Source organism: Pseudomonas putida (assembly GCF_028682475.1).
Classification (GTDB): Bacteria; Pseudomonadota; Gammaproteobacteria; order Pseudomonadales; family Pseudomonadaceae; genus Aquipseudomonas; species Aquipseudomonas putida_AG.
This window is the reverse complement of the sequence record NZ_JANHLE010000022.1, coordinates 46,178-70,776: the sequence shown is the minus strand read 5'-3', so window position 1 is coordinate 70,776 and position 24,599 is coordinate 46,178. Positions and strand designations below refer to the sequence as shown.

Sequence of the window (24,599 nt, the reverse complement as noted above, 5' to 3'; positions counted from 1 at the left end):
CCGTTTTCTGACGGCCGCGGTCCTGCGGCTCCGGGTTGATCAGACCGCAAACAGCAGGAACTCACGTTCCCAGGAGCTGATTACGCGTTTGAAGTTTTCATGTTCGGCGCGCTTGGTGGCGACGTAACCGGTGATGAATTTCTTGCCCAGGTACGGTTCCAGCGCCTGGCAGTTCTCCATGCGCTCCAGTGCGTCCTCGATGGTCAGCGGCAGACGCAGGTTGCGCCGCTCGTAACCACGGCCCTGGACCGGTGCGCTTGGCTTGATGCCCTCGACCATGCCGATATAGCCACACAGCAGGCTGGCGGCGATCGCCAGGTACGGGTTGGCGTCGGCGCCTGGCAGACGGTTCTCGACCCGGCGGTTCTGTGGTCCGGCATCCGGTACGCGCAGACCGACGGTACGGTTCTCTTCGCCCCACTCGACGTTCACCGGCGCCGAGGTATCAGGCAGGAAGCGGCGGAACGAGTTGACGTTCGGGGCAAACAGCGGCAGCACCACCGGGATGAACTTCTGCAGACCGCCGACATGGTTGAGGAACAGCTCGCTCATGCGCCCATCGGCATCAGAGAAGATGTTCTTGCCGGTGTGCACGTCGATGATGCTCTGGTGCAGGTGCATGGCACTGCCCGGCTCACCGGTCATCGGCTTGGCCATGAAGGTGGCGGCGACGTTGTGCTTGAGCGCCGCTTCACGCATGGTGCGCTTGAACACCAGGATCTGGTCGGCCAGAGCCAGGGCGTTACCGTGACGGAAGTTGATTTCCATCTGCGCGGTGCCGTCTTCGTGGATCAGCGTGTCCAGGTCCAGGTTCTGCAGCTCGCACCAGTCGTAGACGTCCTCGAACAGCGGATCGAATTCGTTGGCCGCTTCGATGGAGAACGACTGACGGCCGGTTTCCGGGCGACCAGAGCGGCCGATCGGCGGTTGCAGCGGGAAGTCCGGGTCTTCGCAGCGCTTGGTCAGGTAGAACTCCATCTCTGGCGCCACGATCGGCTGCCAGCCCTTGTCGGCATAGAGTTTCAGCACCTTCTTGAGCACGTTGCGCGGCGACAGCTCGACCGGATTGCCCTGCTTGTCATAGGTATCGTGGATCACCTGAGCCGTCGGCTCGATGGCCCAAGGCACGAGAAACACCGCGTTCTCGTCGGGGCGGCAGATCATGTCGATATCGGCCGGGTCCAGCAATTCGTAATAGATGTCGTCATCGACGTAGTCGCCGGTAACGGTCTGCAGCAGGACACTCTCGGGCAGGCGCATGCCTTTTTCGGCAATGAACTTGTTGGTTGGAGAAATCTTGCCACGGGTGATACCGGTGAGGTCGCTGATCAAGCACTCGACTTCGGTGATCTTGTGTTCTTTCAACCAATCGGTGAGCTGGTCGAGGTTGCTACTCATAAATACCTCAGGAGGTAAATGTCTGGACAGTCGTCAGGACACCCGGAGTGGGCCGTCCCAGACATTCTGGATGCCGCGCCCAGGTAAAGCAAAAGCCGCGCAGGGGCATACCGCGGCGAGGGCCGCTATAGTGAAGGCAGAAGGTATTCGAAGAAGCAGCGACAACAGGCAGGCTGCCCGCGCCGTCAATTATTTCAGCCGGGGTACGGGGTACTGACGCGCAGCGATAGGTGCTCGCGTAAAGGGCGTGCAAACCGATCTGCGCGCGGCAGAGGGTGATGCCGGTTGTCGGCAGGCGTGACATGTAACCCCCGGTATTATTGATGTTATGGGTTGCCACCGAGCTTAGCCTTGTTCATTTTTTTACACAACACCCCCGTAAAAAATAGAACACGGCCCGCTCAAGATCGCTCATACCGTACGAAAGCAGCGATTGTCTGCGCCCTCAATTGCAGCAAAAATGCCGCTCGAGGGCCGTTTTAGGGCATCATGGGCGTGGCTTGACTTCAGTAGGGCTTTCCGATTGACTGGAGCTGCAAGCCCCCATTGATTGATATTTTTAACAACAAAGGTGTTGCATCATGTCGGTACCCCCGCGTGCCGTTCAGCTTAACGAAGCGAACGCGTTCCTTAAGGAACATCCTGAGGTTCTCTACGTTGACCTTCTGATTGCAGATATGAATGGTGTGGTGCGTGGCAAGCGCATCGAGCGCACCAGCCTCCACAAGGTTTACGAGAAAGGCATCAACCTGCCGGCCTCCCTCTTCGCATTGGATATCAACGGCTCCACGGTCGAAAGCACCGGCCTGGGCCTGGACATCGGCGATGCCGACCGCATTTGCTATCCAATCCCCGACACCCTGTCCAACGAGCCTTGGCAGAAGCGCCCTACCGCGCAGCTGCTGATGACCATGCACGAACTTGAAGGCGAGCCGTTCTTTGCCGACCCGCGGGAAGTCCTGCGCCAGGTGGTGAGCAAGTTCGACGAGATGGGCCTGACCATCTGCGCCGCGTTCGAGCTGGAGTTCTACCTGATCGACCAGGAAAACGTGAACGGCCGTCCACAGCCGCCGCGCTCGCCGATTTCCGGCAAACGTCCGATGTCGACCCAGGTTTACCTGATCGATGACCTCGACGAGTACGTCGACTGCCTGCAGGACATCCTCGAAGGCGCCAAGGAGCAGGGCATCCCTGCCGACGCCATCGTCAAGGAAAGCGCCCCGGCGCAGTTCGAAGTCAACCTGCACCACGTTGCCGACCCGATGAAGGCCTGCGACTACGCGGTACTGCTCAAGCGCCTGATCAAGAACATCGCCTACGACCATGAGATGGACACCACCTTCATGGCCAAGCCCTATCCGGGTCAGGCGGGTAATGGTCTGCACGTCCATATCTCGGTGCTGGACAAAGATGGCAAGAACATCTTCACCAGCGAGGATCCCGAGCAGAACGCCGCACTGCGTCACGCGATCGGCGGTGTGCTCGAGACCCTACCGGCGTCGATGGCGTTCCTCTGCCCGAACGTCAACTCGTATCGCCGTTTCGGTGCCCAGTTCTACGTGCCGAACTCGCCAAGCTGGGGCCTGGACAACCGTACCGTGGCCCTGCGTGTACCGACCGGCTCACCGGATGCCGTGCGCATCGAGCACCGCGTAGCCGGCGCCGACGCCAACCCGTACCTGCTGATGGCTGCTGTCCTGGCCGGTGTTCACCATGGCTTGACCAACAAGGTCGAACCGGGCGAGCCGACCGAAGGCAACTCCTACGAGCAGAACGAGCAGAGCCTGCCGAACAACCTGCGTGATGCCCTGCGCGAGCTGGACGACAGCGAGATCCTGGCCAAGTACATCGATCCGAAATACATCGATATCTTCGTGGCCTGTAAGGAAAGCGAGCTGGAGGAGTTCGAACACTCCATCTCCGACCTTGAGTACAACTGGTACCTGCATACCGTATAAAAAAATGCCGTCGATTCTGTGATCGACGGCATTTTTTGTATGGGCCTTGAGGGCCTCATCGCTGGCAAAGCCAGCTCCCACATGGGAGGGTGTACACAAAACCCTGTGGGAGCTGGCTTTGCCGGCGATGGGCTGCAAAGCAGCCCCAAAAGCTACAAAGCCTTCTCGAAAATCTTCGAATTACGCTGATAGTTGTACAGCGAAGCCCTGGCCGCCGGCAGCCGCTCGACCCCGCTCGGCACAAAGCCCCGCTCCCTGAACCAGTGCGCCGTGCGCGTGGTCAGCACGAACAGGGTATTGAGCCCCATCGCGCGCGCCCGCGTTTCGATGCGCTCAAGCAGCTCATCACCGCGACCGCCATGGCGATACTCGGGATTGACCGCCAGACACGCCAGTTCCCCCGCCTCGGAATCGGCAATCGGGTACAGCGCCGCACAGGCGATGATCATGCCTTCGCGCTCGACCACACTAAACTGCTCGATCTCACGCTCCAGCACCTCACGCGAACGCCGCACGAGGATGCCCTGCTCTTCCAGCGGACTGATCAGATCAAGCAGGCCGCCGACATCCTCGATCGCCGCCTCACGCACCTTCTCGAACTGCTCCTGGGCCACCAGGGTGCCGCCACCGTCACGGGTGAAAAGCTCGGTCAGCAAGGCGCCGTCTTCGGCATAGCTGACGATATGGCTGCGCGCCACACCGCCACGGCAGGCCTCGGCGGCGGCATCGAGCAACTCACCCTGATAATCACTGCCCAGACGCTGCAAATGCGCCGGCACCTGTTGCGGGCGCAGTTCCCGCACCAGCCGCCCTTGCTCGTCGATCAGGCCGCGTTCGGCGCCGAACAGCAGCAATTTGTCGGCCTCAAGCTCGATGGCGGCACGGGTCGCGACGTCTTCGCAGGCCAGGTTGAAGATCTCGCCGGTCGGCGAGTAACCCAGCGGCGACAGCAGGACAATGGAACGCTCATCGAGCAAACGATTGATACCTTTGCGGTCCACCCGGCGTACTTCACCGGTGTGGTGATAATCCACCCCTTCAAGCACGCCGATCGGCCGCGCGGTCACCAGGTTGCCGGAGGCCACGCGCAAGCGCGAACCCTGCATCGGCGACGCGGCCATGTCCATCGACAGGCGCGCTTCAATGGCAATGCGCAGGTGCCCCACGGCATCGATCACGCACTCCAGGGTGGCCGCATCGGTGATGCGCATGCCGCGATGGTAGTGCGGGGTCAGGCCGCGGCTGGCCAGGCGGGTTTCGATCTGCGGGCGCGAACCATGCACCAGCACCAGGCGCACCCCGAGGCTGTGCAGCAGCACCAGGTCGTGGACGATATTGCCGAAATTGGGGTGCTCGACCCCGTCACCGGGCAGCATGACCACGAAGGTGCATTCCCGGTGGGCGTTGATGTAAGGCGAAGCATGACGCAGCCAGTTGACGTAATCGGGCATAACCACAGAGCCTGTAGAAAAAGGGACAAGAACGGGAAAGCACACAGCGCTCGAAGGGTTATCGTCGGAACAGGCTTGGCGTCACGCGCAATCTCCTTTGGCAAAACGGCTGAACTCAGCGGGCAATTACCGGGCTCAGGCAATAATGTTCGATCAACTCACGCAATAGACGCACGGTAGGCTGCAAGCGTGACATTTCCAGGTATTCGCCCGGCTGGTGGGCGCAGGCGATGTCGCCCGGCCCCAGTACCAGGGTTTCGCAGCCCAGGCGCTGAAGATAAGGCGCTTCGGTGCCAAAGGCTACCGCTTCGGCACGATGCCCGGTAAGACGTTCGGCCAGGCGCACCAGTTCCGCATCGGCGCTCTGCTCGAAGGGCGGCACGGCGGGGAACAGCGGGGCATAGTCGATTTTCACCTGGTGCTGCTCAGCCAGAGGCGCCAGTTTCTGGCGGATGGCCGCACGCAGTGCCTCCGGGTCCATGCCCGGCAACGGCCGCAGGTCGAACTCCAGGGCACACTGGCCACAGATGCGGTTGGGGTTGTCGCCGCCATGGATGCAACCAAAGTTCAGGGTCGGCTGCGGCACACTGAACTGGGCGTTGTTGAATTCTTTCTGCCATTGCCGGCGCAAGCCCATCAGCTCGGCCATCACCTGATGCATGGCTTCCAGCGCGCTGTGGCCCAGGCTTGGATCCGACGAATGGCCGCTGCGGCCGAGGATGTCGATGCGCTCCATCATCACCCCCTTGTGCAAGCGGATCGGTTTGAGTCCGGTCGGCTCGCCGATCACCGCCGCCCGGCCCAAGGGACGACCGGCTTCGGCCAGGGCACGGGCGCCGGACATCGAGCTTTCTTCGTCGCAGGTGGCGAGAATCAGCAGCGGCTGCTTGAAATCATGGGCCAGCAACGGCTGCACCGCCTCGATGATCAAGGCGAAGAAGCCTTTCATGTCGCAACTGCCAAGGCCGACCCAGCACCCGTCGACTTCGGTCAGCTTCAATGGATCGGTCTGCCACAGCCCCGGGTCATAGGGCACGGTATCGCTGTGCCCGGCCAGCACCAGCCCGCCCGGGCCGCTGCCGTAACTGGCGAGCAGGTTGAACTTGCCCGGCGTCACCTGCTGGATATCGCAGGCAAAGCCCAGATCACCGAGCCAGCCCGCCAGCAAGTCGATTACCGCGCGATTGGACTGGTCCAGCGCAGGCTGGGTACAGCTGACCGAAGGCGCGGCAATCAGCGCGGCGAACTGGTCTTTGAGCGATGGCAGCGGCATGCGCGTTCTCCTTGAGGCGAAACCCATCATAGGGCCATCGGGCACCTGGAATAAACCGTCGGCGGCCGAGTCCTGTACACTGCACGGCCAAGACGCTCCCTGTCATCCGAGCCTGGATTACCCAGCAATGCACAAAGAAACCGAAATCAAACTGCGGGTCAGCCGCGAGACCCTCGCCGCGCTGCGCGAACACCCATTGCTGAAGAAGCGCAACAAGTCTGGCTGGCAGCAGCGCGAGCTGCTCAACCAGTACTTCGACACCCCGGAGCGTGACCTGGCCGCCGCCAAGGTCGCACTGCGCCTGCGCCGCGACGGCGAAGCGGTCATCCAGACCCTCAAGACCCGCGGCCAGAGCGTCGCTGGCCTGTCCCAGCGCAACGAGCACGAGTGGCAGCTGCCCAAGGCCAAGCTGGACCTGAAGAAACTTGACGAGCAATGCTGGCCGGCCGAACTCGCCGAGCTGGACAAAAAGGCCATCAAAGCGCTGTTCACCACCGATTTCACCCGCGAATACGCGGAAATCGCCTGGGGCCGCGGCAAAGCCAAAGTGGTCATCGAAGCAGCCCTGGACCTGGGCACCGTGGTCGCTGGCAAGCAGAAGGAAGAAATCTGCGAGCTGGAGCTGGAACTACGCGAAGGTGAACCGGAAGCGCTGCTGGAACTGGCCGCCGAACTGTCCGCTACCCTGCCGCTGTTCCCCTGCGACATCAGCAAGGCCGAACGCGGTTATCGCCTGCTCGATCCGGCCAGCTACGCGCTGAGCCTGCCGGCTGCCGAACTGAGCGCCGAAATGCCCCTGGACGACGCCTTCGCCGCCCTCGGCTGGCAACTGCTCGGCGCCAGCCAGCGCCTGGCCGAACAATACCGTTTCAATGGCCACTGGCGCCTGCTGCAGGACTGGGTTCAGGCCCTGGCCGAACTGCGCGCGCTGGCCAGCAGCCTCGGTCAGGCCGCGCCGCGTACCACCACCGCCGCCCTGCGCAGCAGCCTCGACGCGCTGCTGGAAGACTGGCGCCCGCTGGTACTGGCCGGCAATGACGACGAAGACGTGCGCCGTGCCGCCCCCGAGCAGTTCGCCGAAGAGCTGCTGGACACCCGCTGGGGTCAGTTCTCCCTGGAAACCTCGCGCTGGCTGCTGGCCCGTGGCTGGACCGTCGAGCGCAACAAGCGCGGCGACCGTCAAGGCGCAGCACAGCTGGGCAACTGGCTGAACGTGCTGCTGGCCGACGAGGCCAAGGCCCTGAACCTGCCGCTGTACCATCGCCAGCCGGAAGACCTGGCCGAACAGCTGCCGCGTATCGAGCGTCTGCTGGCCTGGCTGCACCATGCCCGTCAGGTGCTGGAGAGCCCGGATCTGGACCGCCTGTTCGGTGAGTTGAACAAGCTGCACGAGCTGGCCAACCAGTCGATCAGCGACGAAGTGGAAGCTGAGGTGCGCAGCGAAGTTCTGCAAGCCCGTGCCGATCAGGCCATGGCCGTGTTCCAGAGCCGCGGCTGGAAGCATCTGCTGCGCAAGTAAGCCCTAGCGCAGCACCGGTAGACTGGTCGTGGACTTGATTTCGGACAAGGCCACGATCGAGTTGACCTCCTGGATCCCCGGTACCATCGACAGCTTCTCGAAGAAAAACCGTTCGTAGGCTTCGATGTCCGGGGTGACAATGCGCAACAGAAAATCCACCGCGCCCATCAGCACATAACACTCCAGCACCTCCGGAAACCCGCGAATCGCCTCGGTGAATTCGGTGAAGTTGGAGCGCCCGTGGGCATTGAGTTTGACCTCGGCGAAAATCTGCGTGTTCAGGCCGATCTTCTTGCGGTCGAGCAAGGTCACCTGGCCGCGTATCACCCCCTCCTCCTTCAAGCGCTGAATCCGTCGCCAGCAGGGTGACTGCGAAAGACCGACACGCTCGGCAATCTGCGCGCTGGACAGCGAAGCGTCCTCCTGCAGCAGGGCCAGAATGCGGCGGTCATAAGCATCCAGTTCGCTTTGCATAACTATTCTCACAATGTGCGCTTTTGCGAATTGAACAAGTCGAACATTCGCCATATCTGTCGATCATAGAGAAAAAATACCGGCTTGCGCATGTGAAAATTTCTCGCATTGAATCCGGAGAATCCCATGAGCGCACTTGAACGCTTCGACAGCCCGCTGACCCCGCTGCGTGACGACGTCTGGGCCGTCGGCCGTGCCCACAGCTGCGTGCATTACCATCTGCAGGTCGAAGCCGAACCCGACAGCCTGTGCCGGGTGTTGAACCTGTTCGCCCTGCAGTTCCTCACGCCGCATAAAGTGCTGATGAAGCAACAGGGCGATCTGCTCGACATCGAGATCGAGATTGCCGGTTTGAGCTGGCACCGCGCCGAACTCATTGCCCAGAAAATGCGCAATCTTATCTGTGTCGACGAGGTCCGCCTGCAACAGGCCCAGCGTCCGGACTGAGCCTGGAAATGCCCGGATACGCAGATCGTCCTTGCTATTGCCCAGAGTCAACTACGCTTGTGTTTGCCACCCCTTCAGGCAGCAAGGCAAGGACGCCACATGACTGTCAGCGACGAGGATCGCAGGCTGAGCCTGGACGGCCTGCTGACCGACCTGCTCGACGCTCGACTCATCAACCCGGACGCCGCTCAGCTACTGCGAACGCATCACCTGGCCAGCGACGTCCACCCGCTCGAGCACATCGCCCGCCAGGCCCTGCCTGATCCACGCCAACCCGGACAGCGCCTGGACCTGGAAACCCTGTGCCAGTGGCTGGCCAAACAGGCCGGACTGCCGTACCTGTACATCGACCCGCTGCAACTCGACCTCAACGCCACCACTGGCCTGATGTCCGCAGCCTTTGCCCGGCGTCACGGCATTCTGGCGATTGCTGTGGATAACCTTGCCGTCACCGTGGCCAGCGCCGAGCCCTATGTCAGGTCCTGGGAAGCCGATCTGGCCCAGGTCCTGCGACGCCCGATCAAGCACGTGCTGGCCAGCCCCGTGCAGATTCGCCAGTTCAGTCAGGCGTTCTTCCACCTCGCCCGCTCGGTCAACGGTGCCAGCCGCCAGCCAATCGCTTCGTCTTCACCGGGCAGTCTTGAACAACTGCTCGAACTGGGTGAAAACGGCCAGCAGCGCGAAGACGATGATGCCCATATCGTCACCATCGTCGACTGGCTGCTGCAGTACGCTTTCGATCAACGCGCCAGCGATATCCATCTGGAACCCCGGCGCGACCAGGGCCATTTGCGCTTTCGCATCGACGGCTTGCTGCACCCGGTCTATCAGTTCCCCGCCGAGGTCACCCTGGCGATCATCAGCCGCCTGAAAACCCTTGGGCGCATGAACGTTGCGGAAAAGCGCCGCCCCCAGGATGGCCGGATCAAGACCCGCCTGGCGGCTGGCAACGAAGTCGAGCTGCGTCTGTCGACCCTGCCCACCACCTTCGGTGAAAAGCTGGTGTTGCGCATTTTCGACCCCACCCTGCTGCAGCAGGACTTGCGCCAGCTAGGGCTGGAGGGTGACGACCTGCTGCGCTGGCAAGCGCTGATCGGCCAGCGCCACGGCCTGATCCTGGTCACCGGGCCGACCGGGTCCGGCAAGACCAGCACCCTGTACGCCACCCTCAAGTACCTGGCCACACCGCAGGTCAACCTGTGTACCGTCGAAGACCCGATCGAAATGGTCGAACCCGGCTTCAACCAGCTGCAGGTCCATCCGGCCATTGACCTGGGTTTTGCCGAAGGCGCCCGCGCCCTGCTGCGCCAGGACCCGGACATCATCATGATCGGTGAAATCCGCGACCTGGAAACCGCCCAGGTGGCCTTCCAGGCAGCACTGACCGGTCACCTGGTGCTCTCCACCCTGCACAGCAACGACGCCTGCAGCGCCATCAACCGCCTGCTTGAGCTAGGTGTCGCACCGCACTTGATCAAGGCCGGACTGATCGGGGTCATGGCCCAGCGCCTGGTACGTACGCTGTGCCGGGCCTGCAAAGTCCCGGCGCCGGAAGGTGAAGCCGGTTATCAGGCCAAAGGTTGCAATGCGTGCCGGCAGACCGGCTATCACGGGCGTACCGGTATCCATGAACTGCTGTGCATGGACGAACGGCTGAGCAGCCAGATTTGCGACGATACCGACCTGGCCATGTTGCGCCGGCAAGCCCGCGACGAAGGCCTGACGAGCCTGCACCAGCGCGGCGCACAGAAGGTGGCGAAAGGCCTGACCACGGCGGCGGAAGTGCTGCGTGTTGCACCAGGGAACTAGCGGCGGGCGAACCGATCCAACCTGCCAGTTAACCTCAGTTGGAGTCACCCGTAGATGCGTCTCAAACTTGCAGTCGCGACCCTTGCCCTGCTCTCCGTGCCAGTCGGTTCGGCCATGGCCGATACATTCTGGCGCAATGTCATTTCCTCCGGCGCGACCACCGCTTCCTCCTACCTGACGTCGAAGGATCACAAACTGGTCATCGCCGCACAGGATGATGCCGGTAGCTTCGTTGCCAGCGAAGGCGCAATTCGTGGCCCGTACCTGGAATCGGCTATCCAGAAAGTCCGGGCCGACAATCCTGGCCTTGAGGTCAGCGATATGGACCTGGCCCAGGCGATCCTGGCCAAGAATGCGGTAGCGCAGTAATTCATCGCGGGGCAAGCCCGCTCCCACTGGCGGGAGCGGGCTTGCCCCGCGATCAGCTCCGGTAATCCTCCACCGGCACACAGGCACAGAACAGGTTCCTGTCACCGAACACATTGTCCACCCGATTAACCGCCGGCCAGTACTTGTACAGGCGCACATGCTCACTGGGCGCAACGCCCTGGGCAATGCTGTAAGGCCGCTCCCACACCCCAAGTACATCCGCCAAGGTATGCGGCGCATGCTTGAGCGGGTTGTCTTCTGCCGGCCAGTTGCCGTCCTGCACTTCACGGATTTCCGCACGAATGCTCAGCATCGCCTCGACGAAGCGATCCAGCTCGGCCTTCGACTCGCTCTCGGTCGGCTCGACCATCAGGGTGCCCGGCACCGGGAACGACATGGTCGGGGCATGAAAACCGTAATCCATCAGGCGCTTGGCCACATCCTCCTCACTGATCCCGGTCATGGCTTTCAGCGGCCGCAGGTCGAGGATGCATTCGTGCGCCACCCGCCCATTGCGCCCCCGATAGAGCACCGGGAATGCGCCACCCAACTGCTCGGCCAGGTAGTTGGCAGAAAGAATCGACACCTCACTGGCATCGGCCAGTTGCTGGCCCATCATGGCGATGTACATCCAGCTGATCGGCAGAATGCTCGCGCTACCCCAGGGCGCGGCACTCACCGCAGTGTTCTTCGGGTCCGGGCCGGGAACCGGTATCACCGGGTGGCTGGCAACGAACGGCGCCAGGTGCGCACGCACACCAATCGGGCCCATGCCCGGGCCGCCACCGCCGTGGGGAATGCAGAAAGTCTTGTGCAGGTTCATGTGTGAGACATCGGCACCGATATCGGCCGGCCGGGTCAGGCCGACCTGGGCATTGAGGTTGGCGCCATCCATGTACACTTGGCCACCCTGCTTGTGGATGACTTCGCAGATTTCGCTGATGCCCTCTTCATACACGCCATGGGTCGACGGATAGGTCGCCATCAGGCACGACAAGCGCTCACCCGCCGCCTGTGCCTTGTCCTTGAGATCAGCCAGATCGACGTTGCCGGCCTCGTCACACTCGACGATCACCACCTGCATCCCCGCCATCTGCGCCGACGCCGGGTTGGTGCCGTGGGCTGATGAAGGAATCAGGCAGATATCGCGATGAGGCTGATGCCGACTGCGGTGATATTTGGCAATGGCCATCAGCCCGGCATACTCGCCCTGGGCACCGGAGTTGGGTTGCATGCAGATGGCGTCGAAGCCGGTGATCGCACACAGCCAGGCTTCCAGCTCATCGATCATCGCCTTGTAACCCTGTACCTGTGCCGCGGGGGCAAACGGATGGACCAGGGCAAAGCCTGGCCAGGTGATCGGGATCATCTCGCTGCTGGCATTGAGTTTCATGGTGCAGGAGCCCAGCGGGATCATCGCCTGATTCAGTGCCAGGTCCTTGTTCTCCAGCTGTTTGAGATAACGCAGCATCTCGGTTTCGCTGTGGTGCAGGTTGAACACCGGATGGGTGAGGAAGGTCGAGTGCCGCGCCAGCGCCGCCGGAATACCTTCCGGCAAGGCCAGGGCATCGAGGCTGGCGATATCCAGGCCGTGGTCGGCACCAAGGAAGATATCGAACAGACGCAGTACCGTGGTTTCGTCACAGGTCTCGTCGAGACTCACGCCCAACCGGCCACGACCGAGGATGCGCAGGTTGATCTGCGCCGCCTCGGCGCTTTCGATGATCGCCGTCTGACTGCCGCCGACTTCCAGGGTCAGGGTGTCGAAGAAGTGCTGGTTGAGACGCTTGATGCCTTTGCTCTCCAGCCCCGCCGCAAGGACGAAGGTCAGCGCATGCACGCGCTGGGCTATGCGCTGCAAGCCTTCCGGGCCGTGATACACCGCATAGAACGCTGCGATGTTGGCCAGCAGCACCTGCGCCGTGCAGATGTTGGAGTTGGCCTTCTCGCGGCGGATATGCTGTTCGCGGGTCTGCAGGGCCATGCGCAACGCCACGTTACTGCGGGCATCTTTGGACACGCCGATGATGCGCCCGGGCATGGCCCGCTTGAACTCATCCCGGCAGGCAAAATAGGCGGCATGCGGACCGCCATAGCCCATCGGCACGCCAAAGCGCTGTGAGGTGCCCAGCACCACATCGGCACCCTGCTCACCCGGTGGGGTCAACATCAGCAGGCTGAGCAGGTCGGCGGCAACGCAAGCCAACGCATGCTGTTTGTGCAGTTGCTCGATCAACGGCCGCAGGTCGCGGATCTCGCCATGGGTATCGGGGTACTGCAACAAAGCCCCGAACACCTGGTAATTGCCAAGGTTATCCACAGCGTCGATAACCAGTTCGAAGCCGAAACCTTCGGCACGGGTCTGCAGCACCGACAGGGTCTGGGGATGGCAGTGCTCATCGGCAAAGAACACATTGCTTTTCGACTTGGCCATGCGTTTGGCCAGGGCCATGGCTTCCGCGGCCGCGGTGGCTTCATCGAGCAAGGAGGCGTTAGCCAGGTCCAGACCGGTGAGGTCGATGATCATCTGCTGGAAATTCAGCAAGGCTTCCAGGCGGCCCTGGGCAATTTCCGGCTGATAAGGCGTGTAGGCGGTGTACCAGCCCGGGTTTTCCAAGACGTTGCGCAAGATGACGTTCGGCGTAATCGTGCCGTGATAGCCCATGCCGATCAGGCTGGTCCACACCTGGTTCTGCTCGGCGTAGCCCTTGAGCTTTTTCAGGGCGGCCTGCTCGTCCAGGGCGGCGGGCAGGTCCAGTGGCCGGTTCAGGCGAATGCCCGGCGGCACGGTTTGCTCGATCAACTCACCGCGGCTGCTCAGACTAAGCCGCTGAAGCATCGCCTGCTGCTCCGAGGCATCAGGCCCCAGGTGGCGACGCAGAAATGGATTGGGGTCGTGCAGTTGGCTGAGGGACGGCGACTGGGACATAGCGGCTCTCTCTTCCTGGACCAAGCCCCGACCAGTCGAGGCATATTGAGTCTAGGAAGAGATTGCCGCTTTGTGTGAAAACTATTCGCCGATGGCCGCCTGGTAGCCAGCAGCGTCGAGCAGTTTGTCCAGCTCGGCGGTGTTGCTTGGCTTGAGCTTGAAGATCCAGCTGGCGTACGGGTCGCTGTTCAGCGACTCGGGGCTGTCGGCCAGCGCATCGTTGAACGCGATCACTTCACCGCTGACCGGCGCGTAGATGTCCGAAGCGGCCTTGACCGACTCGACCACACCCGCCGCTTCGCCTGCGGCGAAGACCTTGCCGACTTCCACCAGTTCGACAAACACCACATCACCCAGTGCTTCCTGAGCGTGATCGCTAATGCCGACGGTCACCGTACCGTCAGCTTCCAGTTTGGCCCACTCGTGGCTTTCAGCAAAACGCAGGTCGGCGGGGATATTGCTCATCTTGTTGTCCTCGATAGGGTCAGCGGTAGGCCCGCCAGAATTAGGTTCAGATCAGAATCTTGCCATGGCGCACGAAGGTCGGCTTGACCACCCGCACCGGGTACCACTTGCCGCGGATCTCCACCTCGGCACGATCGGCGGTTGCCATCGGCACCCGCGCCAGCGCAATCGACTTGCTCAGCGTAGGAGAGAAACTACCACTGGTGATCTCTCCTTCGCCAATCCCGGCGACGCGAACCACCTGGTGGGCGCGCAGCACACCGCGTTCTTCCAGCACCAGGCCGACCAGTTTTTGCTCGACGCCGTGTTCGATTTCCGCCAGCAGACCGTTACGCCCGATGAAGTCACGCTCAGCCGGCTCCCAGGCCACGCTCCAGCCCAGGTTTGAGGTCAGCGGGGTATGCGCTTCGTCGATGTCCTGGCCATACAGGTTCATCCCGGCTTCAAGACGCAGCGTGTCACGCGCACCGAGGCCGCTCGGGGCAATACCTGCGCCGACCAGATCGTTGAAAAATGCGGGGGCCTGCACAGCCGGGAAGATGATTTCCAGACCGTCTTCGCCGGTGTAGCCGGTACGGGCGATAAACCAGTCGCCTTCGGCGCGGCCTTCGAACGGCTTGAGCTCACGGATCAGGGCTGCACGCGATGCCGTTAGCAGTTCGGCGACCTTGGCACGGGCCTCTGGCCCCTGGATGGCAAGGATCGCCAGCTCCGGTCGCTCGCTGAAATCGACCTGAAAACTGCCTTTGCAAGCGTTCAACCAGGCCAGGTCCTTGTCGCGGGTCGAAGCGTTGACCACCAGACGGTAACCGTCTTCGCAGCGGTAGACGATCATGTCGTCGATGACCTTGCCCTGCTCGTCGAGCATGGTGCTGTACAGGGCCTTACCGGTTGCAGTCAGTCGAGCGACATCATTGGCCAACAGACGCTGCAGCCAGACAGCAGCCTGCGCGCCATGAACATCGATCACGGTCATATGGGAAACATCGAACACCCCGCAGTCACGGCGCACCTGATGGTGCTCTTCGACCTGCGAGCCATAATGCAAGGGCATGTCCCAACCGCCAAAATCGACCATCTTGGCGCCTAGCGCCAGGTGCAGGTCATAAAGAGGCGTGCGCAGTCCCATGGGTTTCTCCTTCCGGGCGTGGCGAAGCAACGGCTGTTGGCAGCATTTCAGCTACCCGGTCTGTAGGACCGGCCGCAGCGAATGCCGCGCATTGTAGCTGCAAGCTGGGTGGCTGACATCCTCAGCGCGTTTGACCGACATGCCGGGCCGAACGTCGTATTAAGCCGATGACCGGCAGCAGGCCGACCAGGATCAGCGTCAGCGCCGGCAACGAGGCCCGCGCCCACTCGCCTTCGCTGGTCATTTCGAACACGCGCACGGCCAGGGTGTCCCAGCCGAAGGGTCGCATCAGCAAGGTTGCCGGCATTTCCTTGAGGACATCGACGAACACCAGCAAGGCCGCACTCAAGGCGCCAGGCACCAGCAGCGGTAGATACACCTTGAAAAACAATCTCGGACCACTGACCCCAAGGCTGCGCGAGGCTTCCGGCAGCGAAGGACGAATCCGTCCCAGGCTGTTTTCCAGTGGCCCGTAGGCCACGGCGATGAAGCGCACCAGGTAAGCCAGCAACAAGGCAGACAGGCTGCCCAGCAACAGTGGCCGGCCAGCGCCGCCGAGCCAGTTGGACAACGGCACCACCACCTGGTTATCCAGGTAACTGAACGCCAGCATGATCGACACCGCCAGCACCGAGCCAGGCAAGGCATACCCCAGGTTGGCCAGCCCGACCCCGGCGCGGATACCCGGTGCGGACGATTGCCGGCGGGCGAACGCCAGCACCAGAGCGACACAGACGGTGATCAGCGCGGCCATGGCCCCCAGGTAGAGGGTATGCAGAATCAGGCTGGTGTAACGCTCATCGAGGTCGAAGCGTCCGCGCTGCCAGAACCATACCAGCAATTGCAGCAGCGGGATGACGAAGGCACAGGCGAACACCAGCAGGCACCAGCCACTGGCCGCCAGCGCCTTGATCCCGTGCAGGTGGTACAGCGCCTTGCCCCGTGGACGCTCGTTGCTGCCGCGCACGGCGCCACGGGCACGGCGTTCGCCGTAGAGCACCAGCATCACCGCCAGCAGCAACAGGCTCGCCAGCTGCGCGGCACTCGACAGGCTGAAGAAGCCATACCAGGTCTTGTAGATCGCCGTGGTGAAGGTGTCGAAGTTGAACACCGACACCGCACCGAAATCGGCCAGGGTTTCCATCAAGGCCAGGGCGACACCGGCGCCGATAGCCGGACGTGCCATGGGCAACGCCACTCGCCAGAACGCCTGCAATGGCGAATGCCCAAGTACCCGCGCCGCTTCCATCAGGCCTTTGCCCTGAGCCATAAAGGCGGTGCGCGCGAGCAAGTAGACGTAAGGGTAAAAGACCAGTACCAGGACGATGATCACCCCACCGGTGGAGCGAACCCGCGGCAGGTGCATCGGCCCGAACCATTCGCGCAGCAGGGTTTGCACCGGCCCGGCAAAGTCCAGCAGGCCGACGAAAACGAATGCCAGCACATAGGCTGGGATGGCGAACGGCAGCATCAATGCCCAATCCAGCCAGCGCCGCCCGGGGAACTCGCACAGGCTGGTGAGCCAGGCCAGGCTCACGCCGAGCAAGGTGACGCCAACGCCGACGCCGACAATCAGGGTCAGGGTGTTGCCCAACAGGCGGCTCATCTGGGTATCGAGCAGGTGCGACCAGATCTGCATGTCGACCGACTGCCAGGACAACAGCAGCACGCTCAGCGGCAGCAGCACCAGGGCGGCAATGGCGAAAACCAGGGGATACCAGCGGCGTTGGGCGGGGTGAGCCAAAAGGAGATCTCTGTGCAGTGATGACGACCGCGTTGCGGTCGATCGCTGGCAAGGCCAGCTCCCACTGTGGGAGCCGGCATTGCCGGCGATTGGGGCCTGACTAGGCCCCGAAAGGATAAAGCCTTGCGCTTAGTTCCAGCCAGCCCGATCCATCAGGCGAATTGCCTCAGCCTGACGCTTGCCAGCAATTTCAACCGGGATGGTGTCAGCCTTGAACGTACCCCAGGCCGCGACTTCTTCCGACGGTGCGACGTTCGGGTTGGCCGGGAATTCCTGGTTCACGCCAGCGAAAATTTTCTGCGCTTCTTCACCGGTCATCCACTCGACCAGTTTGGTCGCGGCTTCAGGATGCGGCGCGTACTTGGTCAGGCCGATGCCCGACAGGTTGACGTGCACGCCACGGTCAGCCTGGTTCGGCCAGAACAGCTTGACCGCCAGGTTCGGGTTTTCCTTGTGCAGACGACCGTAGTAGTAGGTGTTGACGATCCCGACGTCGCACTGGCCGGCATTGATGGCTTGCAGCAAGGCGGTGTCGTCGGAGAACACGTCGGTGGACAGGTTGTTGACCCAGCCCTTGATGATTTCCTCGGTTTTCTTCTCGCCGTGGGTTTCGATCAGGGTTGCGGTCAGCGACTGGTTGTAGACCTTCTTCGCCGTGCGCAGGCACAGACGCCCTTCCCAGTTCTTGTCGGCCAGGGCTTCGTAGGTGGTCAGTTCTTCAGGTTTGACCCGCTCGGTGGAGTAGGCGATGGTCCGTGCGCGCAGGCTCAGGCCGGTCCAGTCGTGGGACGAAGCGCGATACTGCTTGGGAATGTTGGCATCGATGACGTCCGATTTGATCGGCTGCAGGATGCCCATCTGCTCGGCCTGCCAGAGGTTGCCGGCATCGACGGTGAGCAGCAGGTCGGCGGTGGCGTTCTGCCCCTCGGCCTTGATCCGCTGCATCAGCGGCGCTTCCTTGTCGGTGATGAACTTGACCTTGACCCCGGTCTTGGCGGTGTAGGCGTCGAACACCGGCTTGATCAGCTCGTCGATGCGCGAGGAATACACCACCACCTCGTCCGCCGCCTGGGCGGTGCCGCCCAACAGGGTCAGAGCCAGGGCGGCCAATACGTGCTTGCGTGGCAACATGGTGCAGTCCTCGGAGTTCAAATTAGAGGCGCAAATGGTAGTTAATCCCATTTGCCTTCTCAACCGAACTCACTGGGGAGGAGTTACCAGATGTTACGACAGAAGAAGAACTGGCTTCAGGCCCTTGCCAGTTCTGGCAAGTCACCACTGAGCCCCAAGGCCTGACGAACGAACAGCGCCTTGGCTTCAGGCAGTTGCTCAACCCATTTCAGGCCACTGTTGCGCAGCCAGCGCAACGGCAACGGATCAGCCTGGAACAGGCGCTCGAAGCCTTCCATCGCCGCCATCAGCGCCAGGTTGTGCGGCATGCGCCGGCGCTCGAAGCGGCTCAACACGCGCTCATCCGCCAGTCGTTCACCGCGTTCGTAGGCATGCAGCAATTCTTCAGCCAATACCGCGGCATCGAGAAAGCCCAGGTTGACCCCCTGCCCGGCCAGCGGATGAATGGTGTGCGCAGCATCACCGATCAGCGCCAGGCCTTCGGCCACATAACGCTTGGCATGGCGCTGACGCAGTGGCACGCAGAGTCGTGGATCGGCCTGCAGTACGGCACCGAGGCGCCCTTCGAAGGCGCGTTCGAGTTGCGCGCAGAACTCGGCATCGTCGAGCTTCATCAGACGCTCAGCCTGCTCCGGGGTGGTCGACCAGACAATCGAGCACCAATCCTGCTGGCCATCGCGCAGCAGCGGCAGGAAGGCCAGCGGGCCATCGTCGGTAAAACGTTGCCAGGCCGTTGCCTGATGCGGCTCGGCGCAGCGTACGCTGGTGACAATGGCGTGGTGCAGGTAGTCCCATTCGCGGGTCTCGCAGCCGGTCAGACGCCGCACCGCCGAGTTCGCGCCGTCAGCGGCGATCACCAGCGGCGCGCGCAACGTGCGGCCATCGGCGAGGGTCAGCAGCCACTCGTCACCGGAACGGCGCATCTGCTCCAGGCGCGCGTTGGCCAACAGGCCGACTTCGCTGTCGTGCAGGCGCTCCAGCAGGCCATCCTGTATCACCCGGTTCTCGACGATGTGCCCGAGCGCCTCGGCATGCACGCTGGCCGCCGAGAAATGGATCTGACCGGTGCCGCTGCCGTCCCAGACGCGCATGTCCGAGTAAGGGCTGGCACGCCGTGCCTCGATCCCCTGCCAGGCACCCAGGCGCTCGAGGATGCGCTGGCTGGCCATCGACAGGGCGCTGACCCGCGGCTCGAAGGCGGCCTCTTCATCAAAGGGCTTGACCGACAGCGGACTGCCGTCGAGCAGGAGAATCTCCAGGCCGCTGTGCTGCAATGCCAGGGCCAGGGCGCTGCCGACCATACCGGCACCGACAATCAACAGATCTGCGCGCATTTCCATGCCTTAAGCCTGTCTCGCTTGCGGCTTGAGCCGCACGTAAAGGGTTTTGTCGACCTGCGCCACCAGCTCGCCGGCAGCGTCACGGATATCGACCTGAAGTCGTGGCAGGTATTTCTTGCCGCCTGCCGTGTGCTCGCGGATATCCGCCAGCAGTTGATCGTCGATGCGCAATTCAGCGAACACCGGGCCTTTGCCCGGGGTGATGAAATCGATACTGGCGGCCTTGTCCCAGACAATGTAATCGCGGCCCAGCAGTTCCATCAGCATCAGCATGTAGAACGGATCGACCATCGAATACAGGCTGCCGCCGAACTGGGTGCCGACGTAGTTGCGATTGAACCAACCCAGGCCCATGCGCACCTTTATCTGGCGCAAGTCCGGACTGATGCTTTGCACGTGAATGCCGGCACCGATATAGGGCGGATAAAAGTTCAGCCGCCAGCGCAGCCTGCGCGCACGCCGGGCCAGTTTGCGCGAATCGTCCATGCTCAGCTCCGTGGGTCCGGACGGGTTCCCAGGCCCATGGCCTGGCGGGCAAACCAACGCTTGGCCGGCGGCAACAGGTCGAGCCCGAGCAGCCCCAGGTTACGTCCGGTGGCAACCAGCGGTTGCGCACTGCCGAACAGGCGGGTAACGCGGTCGGAGAAGCCCACGGTCAGGTCCTGATCCAGGCGCTGACGCTCGCGGTAGGCCTGCAGTGTGGCAAAGTCCCCCGGCACTGCGGGCCCTGCCAGCAGGCCTTCGGCCAGTGACTGCACATCGCGCAGCGACAGGTTGAAGCCCTGCCCGGCAATCGGGTGCAGGCTGTGGGCGGCATTGCCCAGCACCACTAGGTGCGGACGTACCTGCTCCTGGGCCTCGATCAGCGACAAGGGGTACAGGTGCCGTGCGCCGACCTGGCGCAATGCGCCCAAACGGTAACCGAACACCTCCTGCAACTCGCTCAGGAAGCTGCGTTCGTCCAGCTCGGCCAGGCGTTTGGCGTCCATCCCGGCGCGGGTCCAGACCAGCGCACAGCGGTTTTCCGGCAACGGCAGCAGCGCCATCGGCCCTTCATCGGTGAAGCGTTCGAATGCCTGGCCGCAGTGGGCCTCGCTCGGGGTGATGTTGGCAATCAGCGCACTCTGGTTGTAAGGCCGCTGACTGACATGGATACCCAGTTGCTCGCGCAGGCCGGAACGACCGCCATCGGCCAGTACCGCCAGATCGCACTCGACCACGGTGTCGTCGTTGAGCGACAGACGATAGCCATCTTCCAGTGCCTGCATGGCAGTCACTTCAGCCGGGCAACGCCAGCTCACCACCTCGGCATCCAGGCCTTGCCACAGGCACTGCCCGAGCCAGGCGTTCTCCACCACATAGCCCAGGGCGGGAACCCCTTCCTCCAGCGCATCCAGACGCGTGGCGCCAAAGCGGCCACGGTCGGAAACCTGGATCTGGCGAATGGGCTCGGCGCGGCGGCTGATCTGCTGCCACAGGCCCAGGCGCTCGTAAATCTGCCGGGTGCCGAAGGACAACGCCGAGGAGCGGGCGTCATAGCTCGGTTGGTAAGTGTCGCCCGGTGCGAAGGGTTCGATCAGCAGGATCTTCCAGCCACGCGCCTTGGCTCCCGCTTGCAGGGCCAGCGCCAAGCTGGCGCCAACCAGGCCACCGCCGATGATTGCCAGGTTCACCCGGTTCATGCCGCGGCACTGCGCGCAGCAGCCATCAAGGCTTCGATTTCAGCGACCGTTTTCGGCACACCTGAGGTCAGGATTTCACAGCCCTGCTTCGTTACCACTACATCATCCTCGATACGTACACCAATGCCGCGCCACTTTTTCGCGACACTCTGGTTGTCGGCACCGATATAGATGCCAGGTTCCACGGTCAGGGCCATGCCGGGTTCAAGTACGCGCCACTGACCACCGACCTTGTACTCGCCGACATCGTGCACATCCATGCCCAGCCAGTGTCCGGCACGGTGCATGTAGAAGGCGCGGTAGGCTTCGCTTTCGATCAGCTCTTCAACCTTGCCCTTGAGCAGCCCCAGCGCCACCAGCCCTTCGGTGATCACCTGAACCGTCGCCTCATGGGCGTGGTTCCAGTGCTTGCCCGGCGCGATGACCGCAAACGCGGCTTCCTGCGCCTTGAGCACCAGCTCGTAGATCGCCTTCTGTTCCGCTGAGAACTGCCCGCTGACCGGGAAGGTACGGGTAATGTCGCTGGCGTAGCAGTCAATCTCGCAACCCGCGTCGATCAACACCAGATCCCCGTCCTTGAGCAGCGCGTCGTTCTCTTGATAGTGCAGGATGCAGCTGTTGCGTCCGGCCGCGACGATCGAGCCGTAGGCCGGCATCTTCGCCCCGCCTTTGCGGAACTCGTAGTCCAGCTCGGCTTCCAGGCTGTACTCGCGCAAGCCCGCACGGCAGGCCTGCATGGCCCGCACATGAGCCCGTGCAGAAATCGCCGCAGCCTCGCGCATGACTTTCACTTCTGCCGCCGATTTATACAGGCGCAGGTCATGCAGCAGATGATCCAGGGCAACGAATTCGTTCGGCGGCTGGGCGCCAAGACGGGCCTTGGAGCGGATCACGTTGATCCATTCCATCAGGTGCCGATCGAATTCCGGGTTGCTGCCCATGGCCGAATAGACCCGGTCACGGCCTTCGATCAGGCCGGGCAGAATGTCGTCGATATCGGTGATGGGAAAGGCGTCATCGGCGCCAAAGTCGCGGATCGCGCCTTCCTGGCCGGCGCGCAAGCCGTCCCACAACTCACGTTCCGGATTGCGTTCACGGCAGAACAGCACGTATTCGCCGTGTTCACGGCCGGGGATCAGGGCGATCACCGCCTCAGGCTCGGGGAAACCGCTGAGGTACTGGAAGTCGCTGTCCTGGCGGTACACATGCTCGACGTCGCGATTGCGAATGGCAACCGCGGCGGCGGGCAGAATAGCGATGCTGTTGGGCTCCATCTGCGCCATCAGCGCCTTGCGTCGACGGGCGTATTCCGACTTGGGGATATGGCTCATGGGCAGTGGAGTCCCTCAGCAATCAGTGCAACGAAGGTTTGGCGGCAGGCTCGACCGGCTTGGCCAGCTCCGTGTACAGCAGCAACGGCGCGACGCGCAGGTATTCCATGACTTCCATGTAGTCGCTTTCGCCGTCTTCGGATTCTTCCAGGGCATCCTGGACCTGGGAGATCGCGTCCAGGTCCTGGAGAATTTCCTTGGCCTCGGCGCTCAGGGTCAAGCCACCCGAGTTCAAGCCAAAGCCATAAAGGAAGCCCTTGCACCACTCACCCAGGGCAGCAGCCCGGTCGGTCAGCGTGGCGTCATCGCCCGGCAGCAGCAAGACAACAGTGATATCGTCGCCGGTGAGTTCGCCTTTGACCATCTCCTGCAGGCCGATCAAAGCGTTGCGAACGTTGTCTGCCGGATCGTTTTCCAGCAGGTGGGCGGCGTCGGCCAGCCAGGCCTCGGCATCGAAGCCGGCACCGGCGCAGCTGCGGCCGAGCAACAGCCCGTGCAGCTCGGCAGGGGAAACAGGATGCCCGTTGCTGCTGAGCAAGGTGGCGAAAGCGGTGTACGGCGAATTGGTATTGGGCATGGGCAACTAGGCGCCAGACGGCGCAATGACTAGAATGAAGACCTTGTATCCTAGCACCGGCAGGCGCGCCAAGACCATCGACGTGGCCAACTCGGGGCAGGTCGGGGCATAAACCGGGCAACCACCCCCAGAGCGAATCGAGTGGCAACCAATGCAAGAGAACGATCTGCAAACGCTGATGGGCCGATTCGAACTGCTGATTGAGCGAGTCGAGCAACTAAAACGGCAAAATGCACTCCTAATAGCTCAGGAAAAGTCCTGGCGCGAGGAGCGCGCCCACCTCATCGAAAAAAACGAAATCGCCCGGCGTAAGGTCGAATCGATGATTTTGCGACTCAAGGCCCTGGAGCAAGACTCATGAGTTCAAGCAATAGCGTCACCGTTCAGATCCTCGACAAAGAATATTCGATCATCTGTCCGCCCGAAGAGCGCAGCAACCTGGTCAGCGCCGCGCGCTACCTGGATGGCAAGATGCGCGAAATCCGCAGCAGCGGCAAAGTCATCGGTGCCGACCGGATCGCGGTGATGGCCGCGCTGAACATCACCCACGACCTGCTGCACAACCAGGAACGCCCTGAAGCGCCGGCAGGCGGCGCCTCCCGCGAACAGGTGCGCGATCTGCTCGAACGGGTCGATCAGGCACTGGCCGACGATCAAGATTCAAATAAGGGCTGAGTATCGGTATACTGGCGCCACTCCCTGGAGTGCTTGCCAGTCGGTCATGTCCCTGAGCCGATACGCACAACCACGGGGGTTGCACGTGGGGCCGGTGTGCATGTCCGCTTGACGGAAAGCCTTAACGCCTCCTGCAATCTCCACCTTGAACTTTCGGGTTCAAGGGCTACACCGACAGCGGTTCGTCGGGGAGCCTGAATTACCTTTGCACGCGTAATTGCGCGGGCAAATCGAGCTGCCGCCCTGCGCCAGGCAGCCCTCTCTGGGAACGCCCGTGCCATGACCGACACCGCGCCGCTCACCCGCCCCCAGCTCCGCCGCCTGTTACGCGATGCCCGCCGCGCCTTGAGCCCGGCCGAGCAACGTCAGGCCGCGCTTGGACTGTACCGGCAACTGGCCCAGCATCCGCTATTCCGCCGCGCCCGCCACATCGCCCTGTACCTGCCCAATGATTGCGAGATCGATCCGCGTCTGCTGCTGCGCGAAGCCCAGCGGCGCGGCAAGCGCACCTATCTGCCGGTGCTGCACGCCTGGCCGAGAAGCAAAATGGTTTTCCAGCGTATCGAACACGGCGAAAAGCTGCGGCCCAACCGTTTTCGCATCGCCGAGCCGCACATCAATCTGGCGCGGCAACGGCCGATCTGGGCGCTGGACCTGATCCTGCTGCCACTGGTGGGGTTTGATGAAGTCGGTGGCCGGCTGGGCATGGGCGGTGGCTTCTATGATCGCAGCCTGGCCTATCAGGCACGGCGCAAGGCATGGAAAAAGCCCTTGTTGTTAGGCTTGGCCCATGAATGTCAAAAAGTCGAGCGACTGGCCCAGGCCAGTTGGGACGTACCACTGCAGGGAACGGTCTCGGACCGTGGCTGGTACCTGGCGCCCATTTGAAAGGCGCCAG

General features: G+C 62.5%; 22 protein-coding genes and 1 other RNA gene. 9 read left to right on the top strand and 14 right to left on the bottom strand.

Features of this window, described 5'->3' with window-relative positions:
* Window positions 1–39: 39 nt before the first annotated feature.
* Window positions 40–1,398 carry a glutamine synthetase family protein gene (locus NPS47_RS18240; protein WP_274296201.1) on the bottom strand — a complete coding sequence of 453 codons (1,359 nt, stop codon included), beginning with the start codon at window positions 1,396–1,398 and terminating at the stop codon, window positions 40–42.
* A 581-nt stretch (window positions 1,399–1,979) separates the two neighbouring features.
* Here NPS47_RS18240 and NPS47_RS18235 point away from each other — a divergent pair.
* Complete coding sequence (locus NPS47_RS18235) at window positions 1,980–3,356, top strand: glutamine synthetase family protein (RefSeq protein WP_038615652.1); 1,377 nt, start codon at window positions 1,980–1,982, stop codon at window positions 3,354–3,356.
* Between the two features lie 152 nt (window positions 3,357–3,508).
* Here the strand turns inward: NPS47_RS18235 and argA are convergent, their stop codons facing one another.
* Together argA and argE are read right to left on the bottom strand one after the other, a co-directional pair.
* Window positions 3,509–4,807 (bottom strand): amino-acid N-acetyltransferase, encoded by a 1,299-nt coding sequence (gene argA, locus NPS47_RS18230; protein ID WP_274296200.1) that lies wholly within the window; start codon window positions 4,805–4,807, stop codon window positions 3,509–3,511.
* A gap of 115 nt (window positions 4,808–4,922) precedes the next feature.
* Window positions 4,923–6,080, bottom strand: coding sequence for an acetylornithine deacetylase (argE, locus tag NPS47_RS18225; RefSeq protein ID WP_274296199.1), 1,158 nt, complete (start codon window positions 6,078–6,080; stop codon window positions 4,923–4,925).
* A gap of 127 nt (window positions 6,081–6,207) precedes the next feature.
* On the opposite strand from argE, the gene NPS47_RS18220 reads away from it, so the two are divergent.
* Window positions 6,208–7,599 (top strand): inorganic triphosphatase, encoded by a 1,392-nt coding sequence (locus tag NPS47_RS18220; RefSeq protein ID WP_274296198.1) that lies wholly within the window; start codon window positions 6,208–6,210, stop codon window positions 7,597–7,599.
* A 3-nt stretch (window positions 7,600–7,602) separates the two neighbouring features.
* On the opposite strand, the gene NPS47_RS18215 is transcribed toward NPS47_RS18220, so the two are convergent.
* Window positions 7,603–8,073 (bottom strand): Lrp/AsnC family transcriptional regulator, encoded by a 471-nt coding sequence (locus NPS47_RS18215; RefSeq protein ID WP_038615673.1) that lies wholly within the window; start codon window positions 8,071–8,073, stop codon window positions 7,603–7,605.
* A 126-nt stretch (window positions 8,074–8,199) separates the two neighbouring features.
* Here NPS47_RS18215 and NPS47_RS18210 point away from each other — a divergent pair, with 126 nt between their 5' ends.
* The 3 genes from NPS47_RS18210 (at window position 8,200) to NPS47_RS18200 (ending at window position 10,698) form a co-directional block, all read left to right on the top strand.
* Window positions 8,200–8,520 carry a hypothetical protein gene (locus NPS47_RS18210; RefSeq protein ID WP_274296197.1) on the top strand — a complete coding sequence of 107 codons (321 nt, stop codon included), beginning with the start codon at window positions 8,200–8,202 and terminating at the stop codon, window positions 8,518–8,520.
* Window positions 8,521–8,619: 99 nt separating this feature from the next.
* Window positions 8,620–10,329, top strand: a complete 1,710-nt coding sequence (locus tag NPS47_RS18205) for a GspE/PulE family protein (RefSeq protein WP_274296196.1) — start codon at window positions 8,620–8,622, stop codon at window positions 10,327–10,329.
* A gap of 54 nt (window positions 10,330–10,383) precedes the next feature.
* Window positions 10,384–10,698 (top strand): DUF2388 domain-containing protein, encoded by a 315-nt coding sequence (locus NPS47_RS18200; protein ID WP_274296195.1) that lies wholly within the window; start codon window positions 10,384–10,386, stop codon window positions 10,696–10,698.
* A 52-nt stretch (window positions 10,699–10,750) separates the two neighbouring features.
* On the opposite strand, the gene gcvP is transcribed toward NPS47_RS18200, so the two are convergent.
* The 10 genes from gcvP to NPS47_RS18150 all read right to left on the bottom strand — a co-directional run bounded on the left by gcvP (window position 10,751) and on the right by NPS47_RS18150 (window position 23,026).
* Complete coding sequence (gene gcvP / locus NPS47_RS18195) at window positions 10,751–13,627, bottom strand: aminomethyl-transferring glycine dehydrogenase (protein ID WP_274296194.1); 2,877 nt, start codon at window positions 13,625–13,627, stop codon at window positions 10,751–10,753.
* Between the two features lie 81 nt (window positions 13,628–13,708).
* Window positions 13,709–14,092 (bottom strand): glycine cleavage system protein GcvH, encoded by a 384-nt coding sequence (gene gcvH, locus NPS47_RS18190; RefSeq protein ID WP_274296193.1) that lies wholly within the window; start codon window positions 14,090–14,092, stop codon window positions 13,709–13,711.
* Between the two features lie 46 nt (window positions 14,093–14,138).
* Window positions 14,139–15,221, bottom strand: a complete 1,083-nt coding sequence (gene gcvT, locus NPS47_RS18185; protein WP_274296192.1) for a glycine cleavage system aminomethyltransferase GcvT — start codon at window positions 15,219–15,221, stop codon at window positions 14,139–14,141.
* Window positions 15,222–15,342: 121 nt separating this feature from the next.
* The gene (locus tag NPS47_RS18180) at window positions 15,343–16,965 is read right to left on the bottom strand and encodes an ABC transporter permease (protein WP_274296191.1); all 1,623 of its coding nucleotides are present in this window, start codon (window positions 16,963–16,965) and stop codon (window positions 15,343–15,345) included.
* 129 nt (window positions 16,966–17,094) lie between these two features.
* A complete protein-coding gene (locus NPS47_RS18175) occupies window positions 17,095–18,096 on the bottom strand; it encodes an extracellular solute-binding protein (RefSeq protein ID WP_274296190.1) in 1,002 nt (333 codons plus the stop codon).
* A 116-nt stretch (window positions 18,097–18,212) separates the two neighbouring features.
* A complete protein-coding gene (locus NPS47_RS18170) occupies window positions 18,213–19,430 on the bottom strand; it encodes a 2-octaprenyl-3-methyl-6-methoxy-1,4-benzoquinol hydroxylase (protein WP_274296222.1) in 1,218 nt (405 codons plus the stop codon).
* A gap of 9 nt (window positions 19,431–19,439) precedes the next feature.
* A complete protein-coding gene (locus NPS47_RS18165; RefSeq protein WP_274296189.1) occupies window positions 19,440–19,922 on the bottom strand; it encodes a DUF4442 domain-containing protein in 483 nt (160 codons plus the stop codon).
* Window positions 19,923–19,924: 2 nt separating this feature from the next.
* On the bottom strand, window positions 19,925–21,118 hold the full coding sequence (gene ubiH / locus NPS47_RS18160) for a 2-octaprenyl-6-methoxyphenyl hydroxylase (RefSeq protein WP_274296188.1): 1,194 nt from the start codon (window positions 21,116–21,118) through the stop codon (window positions 19,925–19,927).
* Window positions 21,115–22,449, bottom strand: a complete 1,335-nt coding sequence (pepP, locus tag NPS47_RS18155; protein ID WP_274296187.1) for a Xaa-Pro aminopeptidase — start codon at window positions 22,447–22,449, stop codon at window positions 21,115–21,117. The genes ubiH and pepP overlap by 4 nt, the downstream gene beginning before the upstream one ends.
* 22 nt (window positions 22,450–22,471) lie before the next feature.
* Window positions 22,472–23,026: a YecA family protein gene (locus NPS47_RS18150; RefSeq protein ID WP_274296186.1), complete on the bottom strand. Its 555-nt coding sequence runs from the start codon at window positions 23,024–23,026 to the stop codon at window positions 22,472–22,474.
* 151 nt (window positions 23,027–23,177) lie between these two features.
* Here NPS47_RS18150 and NPS47_RS18145 point away from each other — a divergent pair, with 151 nt between their 5' ends.
* The 4 genes from NPS47_RS18145 to NPS47_RS18130 all read left to right on the top strand — a co-directional run bounded on the left by NPS47_RS18145 (window position 23,178) and on the right by NPS47_RS18130 (window position 24,589).
* Window positions 23,178–23,387, top strand: coding sequence for a TIGR02449 family protein (locus NPS47_RS18145; protein WP_045181548.1), 210 nt, complete (start codon window positions 23,178–23,180; stop codon window positions 23,385–23,387).
* On the top strand, window positions 23,384–23,701 hold the full coding sequence (locus NPS47_RS18140; protein WP_038615705.1) for a cell division protein ZapA: 318 nt from the start codon (window positions 23,384–23,386) through the stop codon (window positions 23,699–23,701). The genes NPS47_RS18145 and NPS47_RS18140 overlap by 4 nt, the downstream gene beginning before the upstream one ends.
* Window positions 23,702–23,719: 18 nt before the next feature.
* Window positions 23,720–23,897: non-coding RNA, 6S RNA (gene ssrS, locus NPS47_RS18135), on the top strand.
* Between the two features lie 83 nt (window positions 23,898–23,980).
* The gene (locus tag NPS47_RS18130; protein WP_274296185.1) at window positions 23,981–24,589 is read left to right on the top strand and encodes a 5-formyltetrahydrofolate cyclo-ligase; all 609 of its coding nucleotides are present in this window, start codon (window positions 23,981–23,983) and stop codon (window positions 24,587–24,589) included.
* Window positions 24,590–24,599 lie beyond the last annotated feature (10 nt).

Bases quoted from the DNA above. Each gene is read 5' to 3' on its own strand.
- NPS47_RS18170 (WP_274296222.1), bottom strand. From the start codon at position 19,430: ATGCGCGCAGATCTGTTGATTGTCGGTGCCGGTATGGTCGGCAGCGCC.
- NPS47_RS18235 (WP_038615652.1), top strand. From the start codon at position 1,980: ATGTCGGTACCCCCGCGTGCCGTTCAGCTTAACGAAGCGAACGCGTTC.
- NPS47_RS18145 (WP_045181548.1), top strand. From the start codon at position 23,178: ATGCAAGAGAACGATCTGCAAACGCTGATGGGCCGATTCGAACTGCTG.
- argA (WP_274296200.1), bottom strand. From the start codon at position 4,807: ATGCCCGATTACGTCAACTGGCTGCGTCATGCTTCGCCTTACATCAAC.
- gcvT (WP_274296192.1), bottom strand. From the start codon at position 15,221: ATGGGACTGCGCACGCCTCTTTATGACCTGCACCTGGCGCTAGGCGCC.
- NPS47_RS18175 (WP_274296190.1), bottom strand. From the start codon at position 18,096: ATGTTGCCACGCAAGCACGTATTGGCCGCCCTGGCTCTGACCCTGTTG.
- NPS47_RS18200 (WP_274296195.1), top strand. From the start codon at position 10,384: ATGCGTCTCAAACTTGCAGTCGCGACCCTTGCCCTGCTCTCCGTGCCA.
- ubiH (WP_274296188.1), bottom strand. From the start codon at position 21,118: ATGAACCGGGTGAACCTGGCAATCATCGGCGGTGGCCTGGTTGGCGCC.
- NPS47_RS18165 (WP_274296189.1), bottom strand. From the start codon at position 19,922: ATGGACGATTCGCGCAAACTGGCCCGGCGTGCGCGCAGGCTGCGCTGG.
- NPS47_RS18130 (WP_274296185.1), top strand. From the start codon at position 23,981: ATGACCGACACCGCGCCGCTCACCCGCCCCCAGCTCCGCCGCCTGTTA.
- NPS47_RS18150 (WP_274296186.1), bottom strand. From the start codon at position 23,026: ATGCCCAATACCAATTCGCCGTACACCGCTTTCGCCACCTTGCTCAGC.
- NPS47_RS18240 (WP_274296201.1), bottom strand. From the start codon at position 1,398: ATGAGTAGCAACCTCGACCAGCTCACCGATTGGTTGAAAGAACACAAG.
- NPS47_RS18140 (WP_038615705.1), top strand. From the start codon at position 23,384: ATGAGTTCAAGCAATAGCGTCACCGTTCAGATCCTCGACAAAGAATAT.
- gcvP (WP_274296194.1), bottom strand. From the start codon at position 13,627: ATGTCCCAGTCGCCGTCCCTCAGCCAACTGCACGACCCCAATCCATTT.
- NPS47_RS18210 (WP_274296197.1), top strand. From the start codon at position 8,200: ATGAGCGCACTTGAACGCTTCGACAGCCCGCTGACCCCGCTGCGTGAC.
- pepP (WP_274296187.1), bottom strand. From the start codon at position 22,449: ATGAGCCATATCCCCAAGTCGGAATACGCCCGTCGACGCAAGGCGCTG.
- gcvH (WP_274296193.1), bottom strand. From the start codon at position 14,092: ATGAGCAATATCCCCGCCGACCTGCGTTTTGCTGAAAGCCACGAGTGG.
- NPS47_RS18220 (WP_274296198.1), top strand. From the start codon at position 6,208: ATGCACAAAGAAACCGAAATCAAACTGCGGGTCAGCCGCGAGACCCTC.
- argE (WP_274296199.1), bottom strand. From the start codon at position 6,080: ATGCCGCTGCCATCGCTCAAAGACCAGTTCGCCGCGCTGATTGCCGCG.
- NPS47_RS18215 (WP_038615673.1), bottom strand. From the start codon at position 8,073: ATGCAAAGCGAACTGGATGCTTATGACCGCCGCATTCTGGCCCTGCTG.
- NPS47_RS18205 (WP_274296196.1), top strand. From the start codon at position 8,620: ATGACTGTCAGCGACGAGGATCGCAGGCTGAGCCTGGACGGCCTGCTG.